This window comes from Mycobacterium sp. UM_Kg27, from assembly GCF_000972905.1.
GTDB lineage: Bacteria > Actinomycetota > Actinomycetes > Mycobacteriales > Mycobacteriaceae > Mycobacterium.
In genome coordinates this window covers 1-14,502 of record NZ_JRMM01000015.1, presented here as the reverse complement: position 1 = coordinate 14,502, position 14,502 = coordinate 1, and the positions used below count along the sequence as shown (strand labels likewise).

The 14,502-nt window shown below is 64.9% G+C and carries 17 protein-coding genes and 2 pseudogenes; 11 read left to right on the top strand and 8 right to left on the bottom strand.

The window, feature by feature from the left end; genetic code table 11:
- Nucleotides 1-75: 75 nt before the first annotated feature.
- Entirely contained in the window at nucleotides 76-999 is a 924-nt protein-coding gene (locus LI94_RS04405) for a nitronate monooxygenase (RefSeq protein ID WP_024441299.1), read from the bottom strand.
- A 50-nt stretch (nucleotides 1,000-1,049) separates the two neighbouring features.
- A complete protein-coding gene (locus LI94_RS04400; RefSeq protein ID WP_046300411.1) occupies nucleotides 1,050-1,850 on the bottom strand; it encodes an alpha/beta hydrolase in 801 nt (266 codons plus the stop codon).
- A 194-nt stretch (nucleotides 1,851-2,044) separates the two neighbouring features.
- On the opposite strand from LI94_RS04400, the gene LI94_RS04395 reads away from it, so the two are divergent.
- Nucleotides 2,045-2,473, top strand: a complete 429-nt coding sequence (locus LI94_RS04395; RefSeq protein ID WP_046300410.1) for a cellulose-binding domain-containing protein — start codon at nucleotides 2,045-2,047, stop codon at nucleotides 2,471-2,473.
- A 126-nt stretch (nucleotides 2,474-2,599) separates the two neighbouring features.
- Here the strand turns inward: LI94_RS04395 and LI94_RS04390 are convergent, their stop codons facing one another.
- On the bottom strand, nucleotides 2,600-3,166 hold the full coding sequence (locus LI94_RS04390; RefSeq protein WP_024441296.1) for a dihydrofolate reductase family protein: 567 nt from the start codon (nucleotides 3,164-3,166) through the stop codon (nucleotides 2,600-2,602).
- A 138-nt stretch (nucleotides 3,167-3,304) separates the two neighbouring features.
- On the opposite strand from LI94_RS04390, the gene LI94_RS04385 reads away from it, so the two are divergent.
- A complete protein-coding gene (locus LI94_RS04385; RefSeq protein ID WP_046300409.1) occupies nucleotides 3,305-4,228 on the top strand; it encodes an aromatic alcohol reductase in 924 nt (307 codons plus the stop codon).
- Nucleotides 4,229-4,476: 248 nt separating this feature from the next.
- Here LI94_RS04385 and LI94_RS04380 read toward each other — a convergent pair whose 3' ends face one another.
- Nucleotides 4,477-4,686 carry a hypothetical protein gene (locus LI94_RS04380; RefSeq protein ID WP_046300408.1) on the bottom strand — a complete coding sequence of 70 codons (210 nt, stop codon included), beginning with the start codon at nucleotides 4,684-4,686 and terminating at the stop codon, nucleotides 4,477-4,479.
- Nucleotides 4,687-4,755: 69 nt separating this feature from the next.
- A complete protein-coding gene (locus LI94_RS04375; RefSeq protein WP_046300407.1) occupies nucleotides 4,756-5,307 on the bottom strand; it encodes a YaeQ family protein in 552 nt (183 codons plus the stop codon).
- Between the two features lie 752 nt (nucleotides 5,308-6,059).
- Between LI94_RS04375 and LI94_RS23015 the strand changes: the two genes are divergently transcribed.
- The 3 genes from LI94_RS23015 (at nucleotide 6,060) to LI94_RS04360 (ending at nucleotide 7,940) form a co-directional block, all read left to right on the top strand.
- Entirely contained in the window at nucleotides 6,060-6,968 is a 909-nt protein-coding gene (locus LI94_RS23015; RefSeq protein WP_152664750.1) for a hypothetical protein, read from the top strand.
- Between the two features lie 301 nt (nucleotides 6,969-7,269).
- Complete coding sequence (locus LI94_RS04365) at nucleotides 7,270-7,515, top strand: Arc family DNA-binding protein (protein WP_046300405.1); 246 nt, start codon at nucleotides 7,270-7,272, stop codon at nucleotides 7,513-7,515.
- Nucleotides 7,512-7,940 (top strand): type II toxin-antitoxin system VapC family toxin, encoded by a 429-nt coding sequence (locus LI94_RS04360; protein WP_024441291.1) that lies wholly within the window; start codon nucleotides 7,512-7,514, stop codon nucleotides 7,938-7,940. The genes LI94_RS04365 and LI94_RS04360 overlap by 4 nt, the downstream gene beginning before the upstream one ends.
- 591 nt (nucleotides 7,941-8,531) lie before the next feature.
- Here LI94_RS04360 and LI94_RS04355 read toward each other — a convergent pair.
- Complete coding sequence (locus tag LI94_RS04355; RefSeq protein ID WP_343252044.1) at nucleotides 8,532-9,101, bottom strand: NAD(P)H-dependent oxidoreductase; 570 nt, start codon at nucleotides 9,099-9,101, stop codon at nucleotides 8,532-8,534.
- 267 nt (nucleotides 9,102-9,368) lie between these two features.
- Between LI94_RS04355 and LI94_RS24370 the strand changes: the two are divergent.
- Nucleotides 9,369-9,568 (top strand): annotated as a pseudogene (locus LI94_RS24370) (acyl-ACP desaturase); the annotation flags it as partial.
- Between the two features lie 16 nt (nucleotides 9,569-9,584).
- Nucleotides 9,585-9,824: a hypothetical protein gene (locus tag LI94_RS23665; protein WP_164517967.1), complete on the top strand. Its 240-nt coding sequence runs from the start codon at nucleotides 9,585-9,587 to the stop codon at nucleotides 9,822-9,824.
- Between the two features lie 201 nt (nucleotides 9,825-10,025).
- Here LI94_RS23665 and LI94_RS04345 read toward each other — a convergent pair whose 3' ends face one another.
- Complete coding sequence (locus tag LI94_RS04345; RefSeq protein WP_046300404.1) at nucleotides 10,026-11,234, bottom strand: oxygenase MpaB family protein; 1,209 nt, start codon at nucleotides 11,232-11,234, stop codon at nucleotides 10,026-10,028.
- 57 nt (nucleotides 11,235-11,291) lie between these two features.
- On the opposite strand from LI94_RS04345, the gene LI94_RS04340 reads away from it, so the two are divergent.
- Both LI94_RS04340 and LI94_RS04335 read left to right on the top strand, forming a co-directional pair.
- Nucleotides 11,292-11,921 carry a TetR/AcrR family transcriptional regulator gene (locus tag LI94_RS04340; protein WP_125079233.1) on the top strand — a complete coding sequence of 210 codons (630 nt, stop codon included), beginning with the start codon at nucleotides 11,292-11,294 and terminating at the stop codon, nucleotides 11,919-11,921.
- 111 nt (nucleotides 11,922-12,032) lie between these two features.
- On the top strand, nucleotides 12,033-12,860 hold the full coding sequence (locus LI94_RS04335) for an NAD(P)-dependent oxidoreductase (RefSeq protein WP_082105652.1): 828 nt from the start codon (nucleotides 12,033-12,035) through the stop codon (nucleotides 12,858-12,860).
- A gap of 45 nt (nucleotides 12,861-12,905) precedes the next feature.
- On the opposite strand, the gene LI94_RS23660 is transcribed toward LI94_RS04335, so the two are convergent.
- Entirely contained in the window at nucleotides 12,906-13,541 is a 636-nt protein-coding gene (locus LI94_RS23660; protein WP_192830901.1) for a hypothetical protein, read from the bottom strand.
- Between the two features lie 200 nt (nucleotides 13,542-13,741).
- On the opposite strand from LI94_RS23660, the gene LI94_RS04325 reads away from it, so the two are divergent.
- The gene (locus LI94_RS04325) at nucleotides 13,742-14,074 is read left to right on the top strand and encodes a DUF732 domain-containing protein (RefSeq protein ID WP_024441275.1); all 333 of its coding nucleotides are present in this window, start codon (nucleotides 13,742-13,744) and stop codon (nucleotides 14,072-14,074) included.
- 84 nt (nucleotides 14,075-14,158) lie between these two features.
- Nucleotides 14,159-14,502: pseudogene (acnA, locus tag LI94_RS04320) on the top strand (aconitate hydratase); the annotation flags it as partial.

Genomic DNA, 14,502 nt, shown 5'->3' with positions numbered 1-14,502 from the left:
GTCACGCCTCGACCGACCGACGCTGGCGAACCATTGCATGATCATGGTCGCTTCGAGCTCATCTGCGGGCGAGGTTCACAAACTTTCGGCTCGTGCTCGTGCGCCGTCCAGCACCGCTTCGATCTCGTCCCAGGTGCCACGGATGATCTCGGCCACCGGCAGAAGATCGATGATCCGGGACGACACCTGGCCGGTGTTGGCGACGCTGGCCTCCATGTCGCCGTCGAAGTACAGTTCGGTGATCTTTCCCAGCAGCCGTGAATCCGGTTCGTGTGCAGCGACTCTGGCGGCCAGCCCGGTACGCAGCACCCGCATGGTCGGATTTCCCGGAACGTCGAGCAGCACAGTGCCCGAATCGTTGGCGGCCACGATCGCGTCCTTGAAGTTCGCGTGCACCGCGGATTCGTGGCTGGCCAGCATCCGGGTGCCCATCTGCACGCCCTCGGCGCCGAGCACCAGCGCCGCCGCAGCCGAGCGCGCATCGCAGATGCCGCCGGCGGCGATGATCGGCAGGTCAACGTTTTCGGCGACCAGGGGGAGCAGCACCATGGTCGAGGCGCCCAGCAGTGACTTGAAGCCGCCGCCTTCGACGCCCTCGACCACCAGCGCGTCGACACCGGCGTCGGCGGCCTTGAGAGCGCCCTTGAGGGAGCCGACCACGTGGACCACCGTCATGCCGGCGTCGTGCAGCGGTTTGGTGAACAAGGCCGGGTCGCCGGCGGAGGTGAAGACGTGGCGCACGCCGGCTTCGGTCAGGGTCTCGACAATCGACAGGTCGCTCTTCCAGCCCTGGATCATGAGGTTGGCCGCCACCGGTTTGTCGGTGAGCTCACGCACCCGCTGTAGGTCGGCACGGCCTTCGGGGGTGAGGGTCTCGATCACACCGAGCCCGCCCGCCTCGGAGACCGCCGCGGCGAGTTCGGCGCGCGCGATGTAGGTCATCGGGGCCTGGACGACGGGGTAGGCAACCCCGAGCAGGGATTGGATGCGGTTGGCCACGGCCTATTCAAGCACCCGCGCCGGCCGCACCGTGGATCACCAGGAGCGTGCTATGAGGCCTCGGCCCGCGCGTTGGGAGCGCTGCCCTCCAGCAGGACCCGTGCGACGAGCTCGGGGTCGTCGGCCATGGGCACGTGACCGCAGCCGGGCAGTCGGATGTGGCGGGCCTGGGGCAGCCGCTTCTCGGCGATGCGCGCTTGGTAGGGCAGCAGGATCCGGTCACGTGCGGCCCATGCGACAGTCACCGGGATGTCGGCCGGGATCGCCCGGTCGAACACTTTGGCTGCCGGGAAGATCTTCTTCATGGCGGGAACGGCCCGCCGCATGCCGTTGAGGTCGCCCACGAATTCGTCGGCCGGGATCCGCTCGGGGTGGGCGGAGACCACCCCACCCATCATGTGCCTCGCGCGCGGCGAACGCGCGAGCCTCGGCACCACGGGTGCCAGCAGGCGGGCACTGGTCGTCAGGCAGGTGAAGACCAGCCGGATGTAGGCGAAGTCGAGGGCGTTGTGCCAGTAAGCCGCGGGGGACAACACCGTCGCACTCGAGACCAGGTTGTCTGCGGCGGCCTCCATCGCGATCCGGCCGCCCAGAGAGTTGCCGGCGATGTGCGGACGCTCGAGCCCCAGCTGATCCAAGAGCCCGACCAGTTCTTCGCGCAGGGTTCCCTGTACGTCGTCGTTGCGCACCACAAAGTCATGCGATTCGCCGTGGCCGGGCAGATCGAAGAGCACGACGGTGCGGTGATCGGTCAGGTGCTCCAGCACCGGATACCAGGCCTGCCTGCGGTGCGTGATCCCGTGGACCAGCACCAAGGGCTCACCGGTTCCATGGATCTCGTACTTCAACATGTCGGCTCCTTGTCGCGGACAGTGACTTCGCCCCTGGGCAACGGTAGCCCTGTTGGAGGTCCGGTGGGGACCGGGGACCGAATCCGTGACGACGCCGAGCGACGTCACGTGACGGTTTCAGTTGAGCAAAGGTCCTGCAGGCTACCGGCGGCGACAGGGACGACGACGCTCGTTCGGCTTTAGTGTTGGCTGCTATGGCCGTATTCCGCAGTCACGCGAAGCGCTGGTGCACAGTGCTTCACCTTGCCGTGGCGGCAGCGATGGTGGTCATCCTCGGATTCGCTACCACCGCCGTGGCTCATGCGGCCGCGGCCACCGCGACGTTGTCGGTGACGTCGACATGGCAGACCGGCTTCATCGCCCGATTCACCATCACCAATTGGAGTGCGGTGCCGATGACCGATTGGCGCCTTGAATTCGATCTACCGGGCAATGAATCGATCTCGCACGCGTGGAGCAGCACCGTTGGCCGATCCGGCACGCACTATGTGCTGGCTCCGGTGAATTGGAATCGGATCATCGCGCCGGGCGGATCCGCTACCGGTGGTTTCCGAGGCGTGCTGTCCGGGACGTACTCACCACCGGTGAATTGCATGCTCAACAGGCAGTTTCGCTGCACGTAGCGGACTGTGGACGCACTCGCGGCCGGTCTAGTTGTTGGTGGTTGGTGGGGGTTTGACAAGTCTCCGGAGACAACGGCAGTGGGTAATGCCGGTGGCGGTGGGCCTAGCGGCGATTCTTCGATCCGTTCAGTCGTGCTTCGCCTCGTAGCGCAGCAGGACCGTGCCACCGGGGAAGGTGCGGTTTTCCAGCAGCCGCAGCGAGACCCACGATGGCAGGCCCGGGAAGAACGGCGTCCCGCCGCCCACGGCGGTGGGGGCGATCACGATCCGGTACTCGTCCACCAGTCCGGCCTGCACGATCGGTGCGGCCAGCGTCGCGCCGGCCACTTCCAAGTTGCCGTCGGTTTGGGCCTTCAGCTTCGTCACCACCTCGACCGGGTCGCCGCGCTCCAGTCGGGAATTCCAGTCGACTGACTCCAGGGTCCGTGAGAACACGACCTTGGGCATGGCGCGCCAGATGTGGGCGAAGTCGACGATCAACGGTGGAGCGTCCGGGTCCTCGTCGGCGGTCGGCCAGTAGGCGGACATCAGTTCGTAGAGCCGCCGTCCGTAGAACGACAGCGCGGTTTCTCGCTCGAAGTCGTTCCAGTACTGGTGCAGTTCGTCGCTCGGTTCGCTCCAGTCGATGCTGCCGTGTGCGTCAGCGATGTAGCCGTCCACCGACACGGTGAAGCCGTAGATGAGTCTGCCCATGGGGATCAGTGTGCACCGGCGCGCTACTCGTGGCGACGCGCCGGAGCCGGCCAGCGGTTAGCCGGGAATGCTGCGCTGTAGCGGGTTGTTATGGCGAGGCGTTCGCATTCGCGAACGGATCTGCGCCGCGGAGGGGTTATGGCCTTTGAGCAGTCATCACATCGGGGGAGGATTCTCGTCATCGGGGCCGGCGAACTCGGCGGCAACGTTGTCACCGCACTGACCGACCGGACCGACGCGCCGGCGGTGACGGTACTGCTTCGGCCGTCGGACACAGCCCGGCATGCCCAGCTACGCGACGAGTTCTCGGCCCGCGGGGTCGGAATCGTTGAGGCCGACGTTGCGACGGCGTCGGCGGCTGAGCTGTCCACGGTGCTGGGACAGTTCCACACGGTGGTGAGCTGCATCGGTTTCGCGGCGGGAGCGGGGACCCAGCGCAAGATCACCGAGGCCGCGTTGGCGGCGCGGGTTCCGCGATACTTCCCGTGGCAGTTCGGCGCCGACTACGACGCCATCGGACGCGGCAGCCCCCAAGACCTGTTCGACGAGCAACTCGACGTGCGCGACATGCTGCGCGCCCAGAGCGCCACCGAATGGGTGATCGTGTCGACCGGCATGTTCACCAGCTTCCTGTTCGAACCCGATTTCGGAGTCGTCGACCTCACCACCAATACTATTAACGCGCTGGGCAATTGGGACACCGAAGTCACCGTCACCACTCCGGAGGACATCGGCGTACTCACCGCGGAGATCATCCAGGCCCGCCCGCGTATCGCGAACCAGGTCGTCTACGTCGCCGGCGACACGATCACCTACCGCGAACTCGCCGAGATCGTCGGACGGACTACGGGAGCCCCCGTGACCGGCAATGAATGGACCGTCGCGCAGCTACTGCACGACCGCGACCGAAACCCCGACGACGGGTTAGGGAAGTATCGTGCGGTGTTCGCTCAGGGCAAAGGCGTCGCGTGGCCGAAGGACGGTACGTTCAACGCCACCCGCGGTATCCCGACCACGACCACTGAGGAGTGGGCGCGCCAACACCTCATCGCGAAAGAGTAGAGCTGAAGATATCGCCTCATATCGCTTGGGCCAGGGGGAGAATTGCTGCATGTCGCTGGCGCTGTGGTTCATCGTTGCCCTCCTTGCCGTAGGGACGATCACCGGCGGGTTGCTATGCGGGTGTGGCTGCAGAGGCCGGTACCGCCAGAGGTGATCGAGGCCGCGCACCGTGACGAGGCTGAGGACGAGTAGCCGGGGATCAGGGCGGGACCGGCGCCGCCGAGCGGCGTGAGCCGCGGCCGCCAGTTTCACGCGATGCTGCTGAAAATCGCCGCGACCAGCCCGCCCAGGATGAGTATCCCAACCGTCACCGCGGAGTAGATCGTGCGGAGTCGTCGGTGTCGGCGGGCGCTGTCGATCGCCACGGCGATGCTGACGAGCATCAACGCTGCATAGACCGACAGTCCCACTGTCAGCGTCGCGGCTTCTGCGGCGCCGGCCAGAGTCACTTCGTGCATGCGGCGAGCCTACGGGGGGCAGGATCACCGCCCGAGAGACGGCAGGCCGTCTGCGTGCCTGCGGCTCGTTTACTCCAACGGTTCGGGCGTGAAGGTGACGTCGACACCGCACACGGTCATCGTCACCTGGCTTTCCATCACCATTACCTGCGCCGAGACCCGTCTATCGACCGTCTGAGCCACTTGCTGCACCGGCGCGTGCGGTATCTGCACCACCGACAAGTTCGGCAGGCCCGCCACCTTGGGGCCGACGGTGCGCCACCAGGTGGCCACGCCGGCGGCGAACGGGAACAGCAGCACCTGGTCTGCCTGGTTGGCTGCTTTGGCCAAAGCACGTTCGTCGGGCTGGCCGACGTTGATCCACTCCAGGATCCGGCCGGTGTAGTCGGTGAGCCGCAAGTCTGGTACGCCAGGGGTGGACAAGCCCGCCCCGAACGCCAACTCACCGTCGACGTCGCCGAGTCGGTGTGCGCGCAGCCCAAACGCCAACAACCGCACCACCATCCGCTCATCGGTCTCACTGGGATGACGGGCCACGGTCAGCGTGTGATCGGCGTAGTAACCGTGATCGACATCGGAGACGCCAAGTTCGACTTTGAATACCGTTGCAGAAAGGGCCACGCCCTAGTGTCCACCCAGCCGGGGGACCCTGAGTCGCGAGGCCGGTCTTGGTGCGCATAGCCGATTGCTATTGGATTGCACCGTATTCCTCATTCCTCCGCGGGCCGGTTCATCGACGGCGGGCGATAGGCGAGGGGCGGGTCTAGAAGCGATCTCTTGCGGTCCGGGGTCTGGAAATGCGAAGCGCTGGCTCTGCTATTTGCTGGCGGCGCCACCATGTGGTTGGCACCAGCCGTCTTGATCAGGCGATCGGCGGGGATTGGACGGGCAGCCTGCTCGTTCCGGAGTGAACCTTCTGTCGGTGGGGGGAGGCATAGTGTGGCCCTATGCCACGGGTCATTGAGTTCCGAGACGATGACGCCGGCTATCTCGCGTGGCTCGCTGCCCACCGCGATGGCTACGTAATCAATATCGCGCGCGGTCACAGTCCGACCCAAGCGCGCCTGCATCACGCCGGTTGTCGAACGATCAGTGGTCAGAACCCCCGCGGGGGACCGTGGACCGGACAGTACGTGAAAGTGTGCGCGGAAGATGTGGTCGAGCTAGACCGGTGGGCAATCGACACGCTAGAGCAGCCAATCTCGCCCTGTGGAATGTGTCGTCCGGCTGGCAGTCGCGGACAACCCGGCTCAACCAAACGTATCGAACATGCGGACGGCCGAGCAGACGACTCAGGTGATGATGAACCCGTTATCGGTAGTGCCCGGGGGGACCACCGGCGACCTGCTTCCACGAAACCGAGTGATCAGCCCGTGGCAGCATCGCGGCCCGCGGGGCACTCCCACATCCGTGGTCCAGCGGCGGACAGTCCGGTAGTCGAGGCTTGGGCCGACGACTATATCCGCTTCGAGCACCGTTCTGTCTGGCAAGAGGAGCTGCGGCAAGAGATTCAGCGTCGCTGCGGCCGGCTGGCTCCATCGGCGGGGCAGGTGTTGCATGCCGCGTTTTTTGGCCCCAAACTTCCCAACGCCGATGTTGAGAACCTCGCGCTCTACAACATTGACTCCTTCAAATCCGCAGGCCGCAACGGGATCCGCTTCGAACACGGCGCGGTGGTGCCGTCGGCTCCGGATAACGCTGAGTACGGGTTTGGATACCGGTATGCACTTACGTCAAAGTCGGACACGTTCGCTCACTGGCGGCTGGGACGAACGCTGGCGTCTTTCGACTGGATCGACCTAGGCGCATCCGTCGGCGAAACTCAGGATCACGCCAAGCTGGCACGCGTGTGGCTGGCTCTGGCACGAGCTCGCGAACAGATTGAGCCGAACGGCTTTGGAAGTGGGGTCGCGACGCCATTCGCCGTCAGAGTCAAGATCCGGCCAGCCGACGGGCGACAACCGGTGTGGGGTGGATTGTTGAAGGGCATCTTCGATGGGGTGATTAGCGCGTTCCAGGCACACACCGACATGGCTGTGCTGCCGGAGGTCACAGCCCGACTCGCGGCAATCCTTCAGGCTGACCGAACGGAGATCGAGAAGCACCTGCTTGAGAAGCGCTGGGCCGTCCTCGGTGCCGTGCCGCGGCTCGTCTCGCGGTACCGAAAGGGCGTTAAGTGGGACCCCGCGGACCACTGGTGCGTTGCTGGCGAGCTGATAGCCGCGCATCCGGATGGTCCTCGCTGGTCCGTAAAAGGTGATCTCATCGCGGTCGAACGTTAACTCGCACACGACACCCTGTGTAATACGGTCTCGCTCGGCGGGGGTTTCATCTGATGAACGTGGCGTACTTTACTGGTCACCCGCCATATTCGATTCCGCCGTATTCCTCCACTGGAGGTACCGCGCCAGCGGCTTGGCCAGTTGGTAGGCAGGGAGTCGTCATCTGCCAGCCGGGGGCGTCATTTCATTCCTCGGTCCTGCCCCAGTAACCGTGCGCGGAGATTACTAGGCAGAAAACGCGCCAGGTGCCGACAATCTGCTAGCATTGACAGCAATGCAAGCAATGGGCGAGGGGTGACTGATGGCGACCTTGACGATTCGTGATTTTGACGACGAGCTCAAAGCGGCGCTGCGTGTTCGCGCAGCAGAGCACGGCCGGTCGATGGAATCAGAGGTGCGCGAGATCTTGCGCACGGCATTGGAACGCCCTGTGGGCGGTCCTGGGATGGCAACGCGGATTCGGCAGCGTTTCTCGGGTACTGGGGGTGTGGAGCTTGACCTGCCCAGCCGGACCGAGCGTCCACGTGCTGCGGTCCTTGACGAATGATCGTCTTGGACACCAACGTCGTCTCGGAGCTCATGCGCGCGGCACCGGAACCTGGTGTCGCTAGTTGGGTCGACAGTTTGGATGCGTCCGACATATTGCTGACTGCCGTGACGGCGGCCGAACTGATGTACGGCGTCGCCCGATTGCCGAACGGGCGACGCAGACGGGAGCTTCGCGTAAAGGTCGACGGACTGCTGGCGGAGGATTTCCGGGACAGGATTTTGCCATTCGACGCGCTGGCTGCAACCCACTATGCGGAAATCGTTGCTGACCGGGAGCGTAGCGGGTTCCAGATCAGTATGGCCGATGGGCAGATCGCCGCAATTTGCCGCAACTGGAACGCCGGACTTGCGACGCGCAACGTCAGTGACTTCGTTGACACCGGCGTCGAACTCATCAATCCGTGGGACTTGGCAGCGCCGTAGCCGCTTGGCTCGCAAACCACGCACGCCGGCTGCGAAACGGTGTCAATGAAACATGCTGTAGCACAGCGGTTTAGCAGCGGCAGGCAGCATTTTTCTAGGAGACGGAAGTCAGTGATTTATCAGATGAACATAGCGTACTTTAATTGACATAATGTACGTTATCGGCGTTAGCGATACGGGGTGGGAAGGGGCCGAGTCCAGATCCGCATCGTCGTTTCCTTCGCCGTGTTTGTGGACTCGCCCCTGGATTGCCGCCATGGTCAACCACCGCCCGTCCCGGCGCGGTTGCCCGATGTGCAAACCCACACAAGCGTCGCGGCGATTGCTGCGCATCCACGGAGCCTGCGCAGGTGCGTCGCCGCCTCGGATGTGCTCGCCGCTATTCACGGCGCGGTGCCGGCCACGACTGACCCGGAGTCGCCCCTGCCTCACCCCTGTCGCACCGTGCCAATACGTCACAGTGACGAAATGATTGAGCATGGCCCGGAGCGCCCTATCGACGCGAAATCACTTCTCGGAGTGGCGAATCAGGCGTGAGGCGGGTTGCCGCAACCAAAAGTTTGCATCGTCCGCCCAGCCGCCGGTCCGCAATCAATTCTGCAAGTGGCGAATCAGCTGTGACCACACGCCGCGCAGCGATTCGACGACCTCCTCGGAGTCCTGCGGATGTAGCCCGTTGAAGTTCTTGGCCGGGATCGACAGTTCTATGTCGTCGGGCACCTTAGCGCCAGCGATAGCGAGCGTCTTTCGTGCGTCCGCGTGCGCCCAGGCCGCGCCGTAGCGACCCAGTGCGGTGCCGATCACTGCTGCGGGCTTGCCCAGCAATGCAGCCTCGCCGTAGGGGCGTGAGAGCCAATCGAACGCGTTCTTCAAGACGCCGGGCAAACCGCCGTTGTACTCGGGGGTGACCACCAACAGGGCGTCGGAGTGGGCCGCCTCTGCGCGAAGAGCCTCGACAGCTTCGTCGGCTGGCGCTACGTCGAGGTCTTCGTTGTAATGCGGCACCTCGCCCAGACGATCGAATAGAACCGGCTCGATCTGAGTGGGCGCAAGGTTGATGGCCGTCGCGGCCAGCTGACGATTAAGCGAACCGGATCGCAAACTGCCCACGAGAACAAGAATCCGGGCACTGGGTAGAGATTGGCTCATTGGTTGCAACACATCTCCGCGCTAGCGTTGGAGTGCCGCGGGTTGGGCGGCTCGTTGTGATCGTAGTCAGTAGCGCTGCGCTCCCAGCGGTGAGTTCGCCCATGACGGGCACCACCACTCGCTCTCCCCTCGTCCCCACACTTGCTGAAGCAGTACGTCACAGTGACGGAATGGGGTTCAGTGGAGGCCATTGGCGAATCCAGTTGCAGCAGTGGCCAATCGGCAACCATTGACCCATGACGGGCGGTTCGGCCGCGCACAACTGTAGGGACGGGTTCGGAGCCTCTGGACGAAGTCGTGCGGCCGAACCTGCGTAAGTGGCGGACTTTCGAGCGTGATGATTTCACGTCGCGTGGCGAACGACGCCGGGAACAGCTCGCAACGTACCTCGAGGGCCTTGAGCGCCATGTGTTGAGTTCGAGGAGCAACGGGACCGCCGTCTAGCCCGGACGCGCAACCTCGAGGCGAAAGCCGGCTAGACCTGCGGACTCAGATGTGAGCCATGGCGGCCATCGCCAGGGGCAGATGGCCGCCATGGCCGAGCGCTGCAGTTACCGCGGCGGTGGCGGCGTTACCGGCTGGCAGGCATTGGCCGCCGGGTTCCACCAGTTGCCCGGACCGCAGTTCGGGGGTGCGGTGGGCTGGCACGCGTTGGCACCCGGGTTCCACCAGTTGCCCGGACCGCAGTCAGGGGGCGTGGCGATGGCCACACCAGGTGACACTGCTGCCACGTAGGTCATGGGCGCTAGCGCAATGGCGACGGCGAACGCCATGCGGCGAACGAACACATTCATCGAATCCTCCCATCAGAAGCGTCCACTCGAAGCTGGACGTGATCATGGGACTACTACCCATTCAGGCGGTTTCACAATCACCGGTGCAAGGCATGCCCGAGAAGGCTAGCGAGCGATGGACGTCGTTGCCGGCGCAGAGCTGCTACCCGGAGCGCACCGCAGCTGGATGGCCGCCATTGTCGGGCGCGGCATCCACCAGGTCGTGGTGTACCCCGTAGCGCTGCCGCTGTTGGGCCATCAGCAGCGGGTAGTTGGCCAGCGCACGCCGGGTCCGCAGTTCGTTGACCCCGGGAATGCGCGCCAGCACCTGGTTGACCCCGCCGAAGGCCGGGCCGAGCACCCGCGGCAGGTATTTGAACGGCGTGTCCGCCACGCCCAGGCGGCTGGCGTTGGCATCACCGAGAAACGCCCGGGTCATACCGCTGATGATGTTGACACCCAACCGATGCTTCCAGGATCCCGCGAAGGGCAGCAGCTCGGCAATCTCACGCGCCAGGTAGTCGTGCGTCAGTGCGCGGACGAAGTCGCGATCTTCTTTGTCGGGTTCCACCGCGGTGAGCGCGTACAGCTCGGCGATCCGGATCTGATCGGCTTCGGTTGCCGGATTCAGTTCTTCCGCAACGCCGTTGAGCCGACCAACGTAACGCCAGAAGTGGTAGATGTCGTCGAGTTCTTCTCGCTTATAACGAACACCCAGTTGGTGCATTGCCGCCAGAGCGATTCGGCCGAACTCGACGATGGTGAACGCCATGTAGCTCTGTGGAATGGGGGCACCCCATGCAGCATTGTTCCAGTCGCCTTCGGCGAGCAGATGACGCCGGACGAACGCATGAATGATGCGGACCCGCAATGTCGTGGCCACGCCGGCACCGTGGCGCCGCAGCCCGCCGGGCGTCAGGATCTCCTCCAGCCATGCGCCGACTTCGATCGACCGCACGGCCGCCTGGCTGGTGTAGCGACCGGTCAGCACCAACGGCATGCCGGCGGCGGCGTTCATGGCGCCAGACGTTAACGAGGCCGCACCCAAAACGATGCCGTAGGACGCAGTGTGGCGCACGATATGGCCCGCAGCGCGATCCAGGCGGTCGTGGTCGAGCCAGTCGGGCTCGTGATCGATCTCGTCGAACAATGCCCGCAGCGACTCCGGTGGCGATTCGACCGCGTCGATGCCGTGCTGGAGCGCAGCCCGAAACATGGCCATCCCCGCCCCGCGGGGCAGCGTGGCGAAGTCGGCGACCACGGCATCGGCCAGCGGATCGGCGAGCTGTGTCCCGGCGATCCAGTCCCGGCCGGCCTGGCCGTATCGCGTAATGGCCAGGTCGGCATTGGGGACATTGGGCACATTTGCCATACCGCTATGGAAACATGAGAACAGCTCAGTTACTACTCACTTTTATTTGGGGGTGCCATGCCCGCACAGACACGGTCGCGGCCGCAGCAGCAGCGCGCCCGCGAGATGCGCAGCCGCCTGCTCGAGACCGCCCGTCAGCTGATCGCGCGCCGTGGTGTCGAAACGCTGACCACGCAGAGCATCGCGGACACGGCACACGTCAGTATCGGCACTGTCTACCGGTATTTTCCGGATCGCGCGGCGATCATCGCCGAGCTGGTGGATGCCGCCACCCGCGACATCTCGTTCCAGCTGGTCCGCACTGTTGGACAGGCGATCGACCTCGAGGTCGACGCGGCGGCATTGCTGATCGTCGACACGCTGACGACCGTCTATGAGCAGCACGCCCCGATTCTGCTGGCGGCGCTGACATCCTCATCTTTCGATCTGCCGCCCTACCTCAACCACACCGCGATGGACGAGATCGAGCGCAGCCTGTTGCCGCTGGGCAGCGTGATCCCGAGCCGGTCCCGTCCCGATCTCTCACCCGCGGAGTTGGACGACCTGGTGTTCGTGACCATGGGGGTGACGTCGAGCGCCTGCCTGCGAATCGCCTTGCAGCGGCCCGCGACCGCGGATCGCGAGGCGATGGTGCGGCTGACGGCGACCATGCTGGCGGCCGCACTCAAGGCGCCCGCGGCCGCCTGAGGAACTTTACAATTCTGCGTCAAACTGTCACGCTTGCGGCCGGACGTGGGGCGGGCGAATCCAACCGGAAGGTCCGCCACTCCCCGCGCATCGACGACAAGGAGTCAGCAGGTGGCAGGCACCGAATTCTCCGGCCGCACCATGGTGGTGTCCGGCGCAAGCCGCGGTATCGGGCTGGCCGTGGGACTGGGTGCGGCACGACTGGGCGCCAACGTGGTGCTGCTGGCCAAGACAGCCGAGCCGCATCCGCGCCTGCCCGGCACCGTGCACACCGCGGCAGCCGAGATCGAGAAAGCCGGCGGTAAGGCTCTGGCGGTGGTGGGCGACGTGCGCAGCGAGGAGGACGTGCAGCGCGCCGTCGACGCCGCGGTGGAAAGGTTCGGTGGCATCGACATCTGCGTCAACAACGCCAGCTCCATCGCGACTGAGCCGTCAGAACATTTGTCCGCCAAGAAGTTTGACCTCATGCACGACATCAACGTGCGCGGGACGTTCCTGCTGACCAAGGCGTGCCTGCCGTACCTACGCAAGTCCGCGGCGCCACACGTCCTGACGATCGCTCCCCCGATCAACTTGAACCCGTACTGGTTGGGCGTGCACCCGTCCTACACGCTGTCCAAATACGGCATGACGTTGTTGACGCTGGGCTGGGCCGCTGAGTATGCCGACACTGGAATCGCCTGCAACTGCCTGTGGCCCCAGACCTACATCGCGACCTCCGCGGTGGCCAACTCCCCCGATGGCGGCGAGCTACTGGAGAAGGCGCGCAGCCCGCAGATCATGGCCGACGCCGCCGTGGAGATTCTGCGGCGTCCGGCAGCCCAGGCCAGCGGCCAGTGCTACATCGACGCCGACGTGTTGGCGGAGGCCGGCGTGACGGACTTCTCCGGCTACGGGGGTGGCCCGGAGCCGCTGAGGGACTTCTTCCTCGACCGGTAACGCCGATTCCTCGACCGGTAACGCCGAGCTGGCATTGCCGCGCTGTCAGCGCAGGTAGACCTCGGCACCGCTGGGGTACCCGCCGCCGGTGGTGGTGACATGGACGTGGTCGTAGTGGCCGTAACCGCCGCGCTGGGCTCCGCCGCCGGGTGTGTAGTAGACGCCGCGCCAGATGGCGTCCTGCAGGCCGAACCGGCCGGCGTTCTCCATCACGTAGGCCACGATCGCATCGCCGAGCGCGATGCCCTCGGGGCTGCCCGGGTTGGGCACCATCACATCGAGCGCCAACCCGTTGGGGTGCCAACGCAGCGCATCGGCCCGCACCCCGCCGATCTGCATGATCTCGGGAAAGGCGTCGCTGATGCTGCGAGCGGCCTGGATCGTGCGGACCTGCAGTCCGCGCTCCGGGGCGACTCCCGCGGGCAGGAACCGTGGCACGGTGCGCGTCCGCGAGGCCACGGCGAACCGCGCCGGCGGGCCCGTCTCCGGGGTCGCTATCGGTGCGGCTACCAGCTGCAAACCGCCTGGTGAATTGTCTTCAGCAACCACCGCACTGGATTCTTTCGGCACCGCAGGATTGGCGCTACCTCCCACAGCAAAGAACAATGTAGCTGGTGCGAGGACTGCCGCCATCAATACCGAGGATCGTTTGCGCTGGCTGGCTAACTCGTGTCGGCCCACGGGGAGACACAATACGAGAAATTTGGCTAATAGTCACAAATTTATAAACCTCATAAATTCCTTATTGTTTTGCCCGTCACATCCGAATGGGCGACGGGCGCCACATTGTGTGCGATTCGCGCAGGTGAGCGCGGCCTCGCGCCGGCCTCCCCCGCCTGCAAAGGAAGACCACCTAAGCAGATGGGTCTACACTGCATCTCATGAAATCGACGACCCTCGCCGCAGCGGTCTTGGGCTTGGCCGTGAGCCTGGCGGCGCCCGCTCACGCCGACCCTGACACCGATTTCGCCCGGGAACTGCACACCTACGGCATCTACGGCCCGCGCGACTACAACGCCTGGCTGGGCAAGATCGTGTGCGAGCGGTTGGACAAGGGTGTCGACGGCGACGCGGCCAAGTCGGTTCGCTTCATCACCCCCAATTTGCAGAAGGGCACCAACCAGGCGCAGGCCTGGCAGTTCCTCGGCGCCTCGGTCAACACCTACTGCCCGGACAAGCGGCCGGTGCTGGAGCGCGCGGCCCAGCAAGGCTGATTGGGGGCCTACTCCCCCTGGCCCCGTCGGTAAAGCCGACCTAGGGTCGGTGATAACAGATCCGACCGGTGGGAGGGCTCGCACATGGCCGCAGACAGTACCCTCGACAGCTTCGGTACCCGGGGTCAGCTGAGCGTCGACGACACCACGTATCAGATTCGACGGCTCGATCGCATCGAGGGCTCGGAGCGACTTCCCTACAGTCTCAAGGTTCTACTCGAGAACCTGCTGCGCAACGAAGACGGCCGGCTGGTCACCGCCGAACAGGTCGAGGCAATGGCGGCCTGGGACCCTGGCGCCGCGCACGGCAGGGAGATCGCCTATACGCCGGCGCGGGTGTTGATGCAGGACTTCACCGGAGTGCCGTGTGTGGTCGACCTGGTCGCGATGCGCGACGCCTGTCTCTTATACACATCTGACGCTGCCGA

Coding starts and splice junctions, on each gene's coding strand:
- LI94_RS04400 (WP_046300411.1), bottom strand. CDS start 1,850: ATGTTGAAGTACGAGATCCATGGAACCGGTGAGCCCTTGGTGCTGGTC.
- LI94_RS04395 (WP_046300410.1), top strand. CDS start 2,045: ATGGCCGTATTCCGCAGTCACGCGAAGCGCTGGTGCACAGTGCTTCAC.
- LI94_RS04390 (WP_024441296.1), bottom strand. CDS start 3,166: ATGGGCAGACTCATCTACGGCTTCACCGTGTCGGTGGACGGCTACATC.
- LI94_RS04385 (WP_046300409.1), top strand. CDS start 3,305: ATGGCCTTTGAGCAGTCATCACATCGGGGGAGGATTCTCGTCATCGGG.
- LI94_RS04380 (WP_046300408.1), bottom strand. CDS start 4,686: ATGCACGAAGTGACTCTGGCCGGCGCCGCAGAAGCCGCGACGCTGACA.
- LI94_RS04365 (WP_046300405.1), top strand. CDS start 7,270: ATGGCGACCTTGACGATTCGTGATTTTGACGACGAGCTCAAAGCGGCG.
- LI94_RS04360 (WP_024441291.1), top strand. CDS start 7,512: ATGATCGTCTTGGACACCAACGTCGTCTCGGAGCTCATGCGCGCGGCA.
- LI94_RS04345 (WP_046300404.1), bottom strand. CDS start 11,234: ATGGCAAATGTGCCCAATGTCCCCAATGCCGACCTGGCCATTACGCGA.
- LI94_RS04340 (WP_125079233.1), top strand. CDS start 11,292: ATGCCCGCACAGACACGGTCGCGGCCGCAGCAGCAGCGCGCCCGCGAG.
- LI94_RS04325 (WP_024441275.1), top strand. CDS start 13,742: ATGAAATCGACGACCCTCGCCGCAGCGGTCTTGGGCTTGGCCGTGAGC.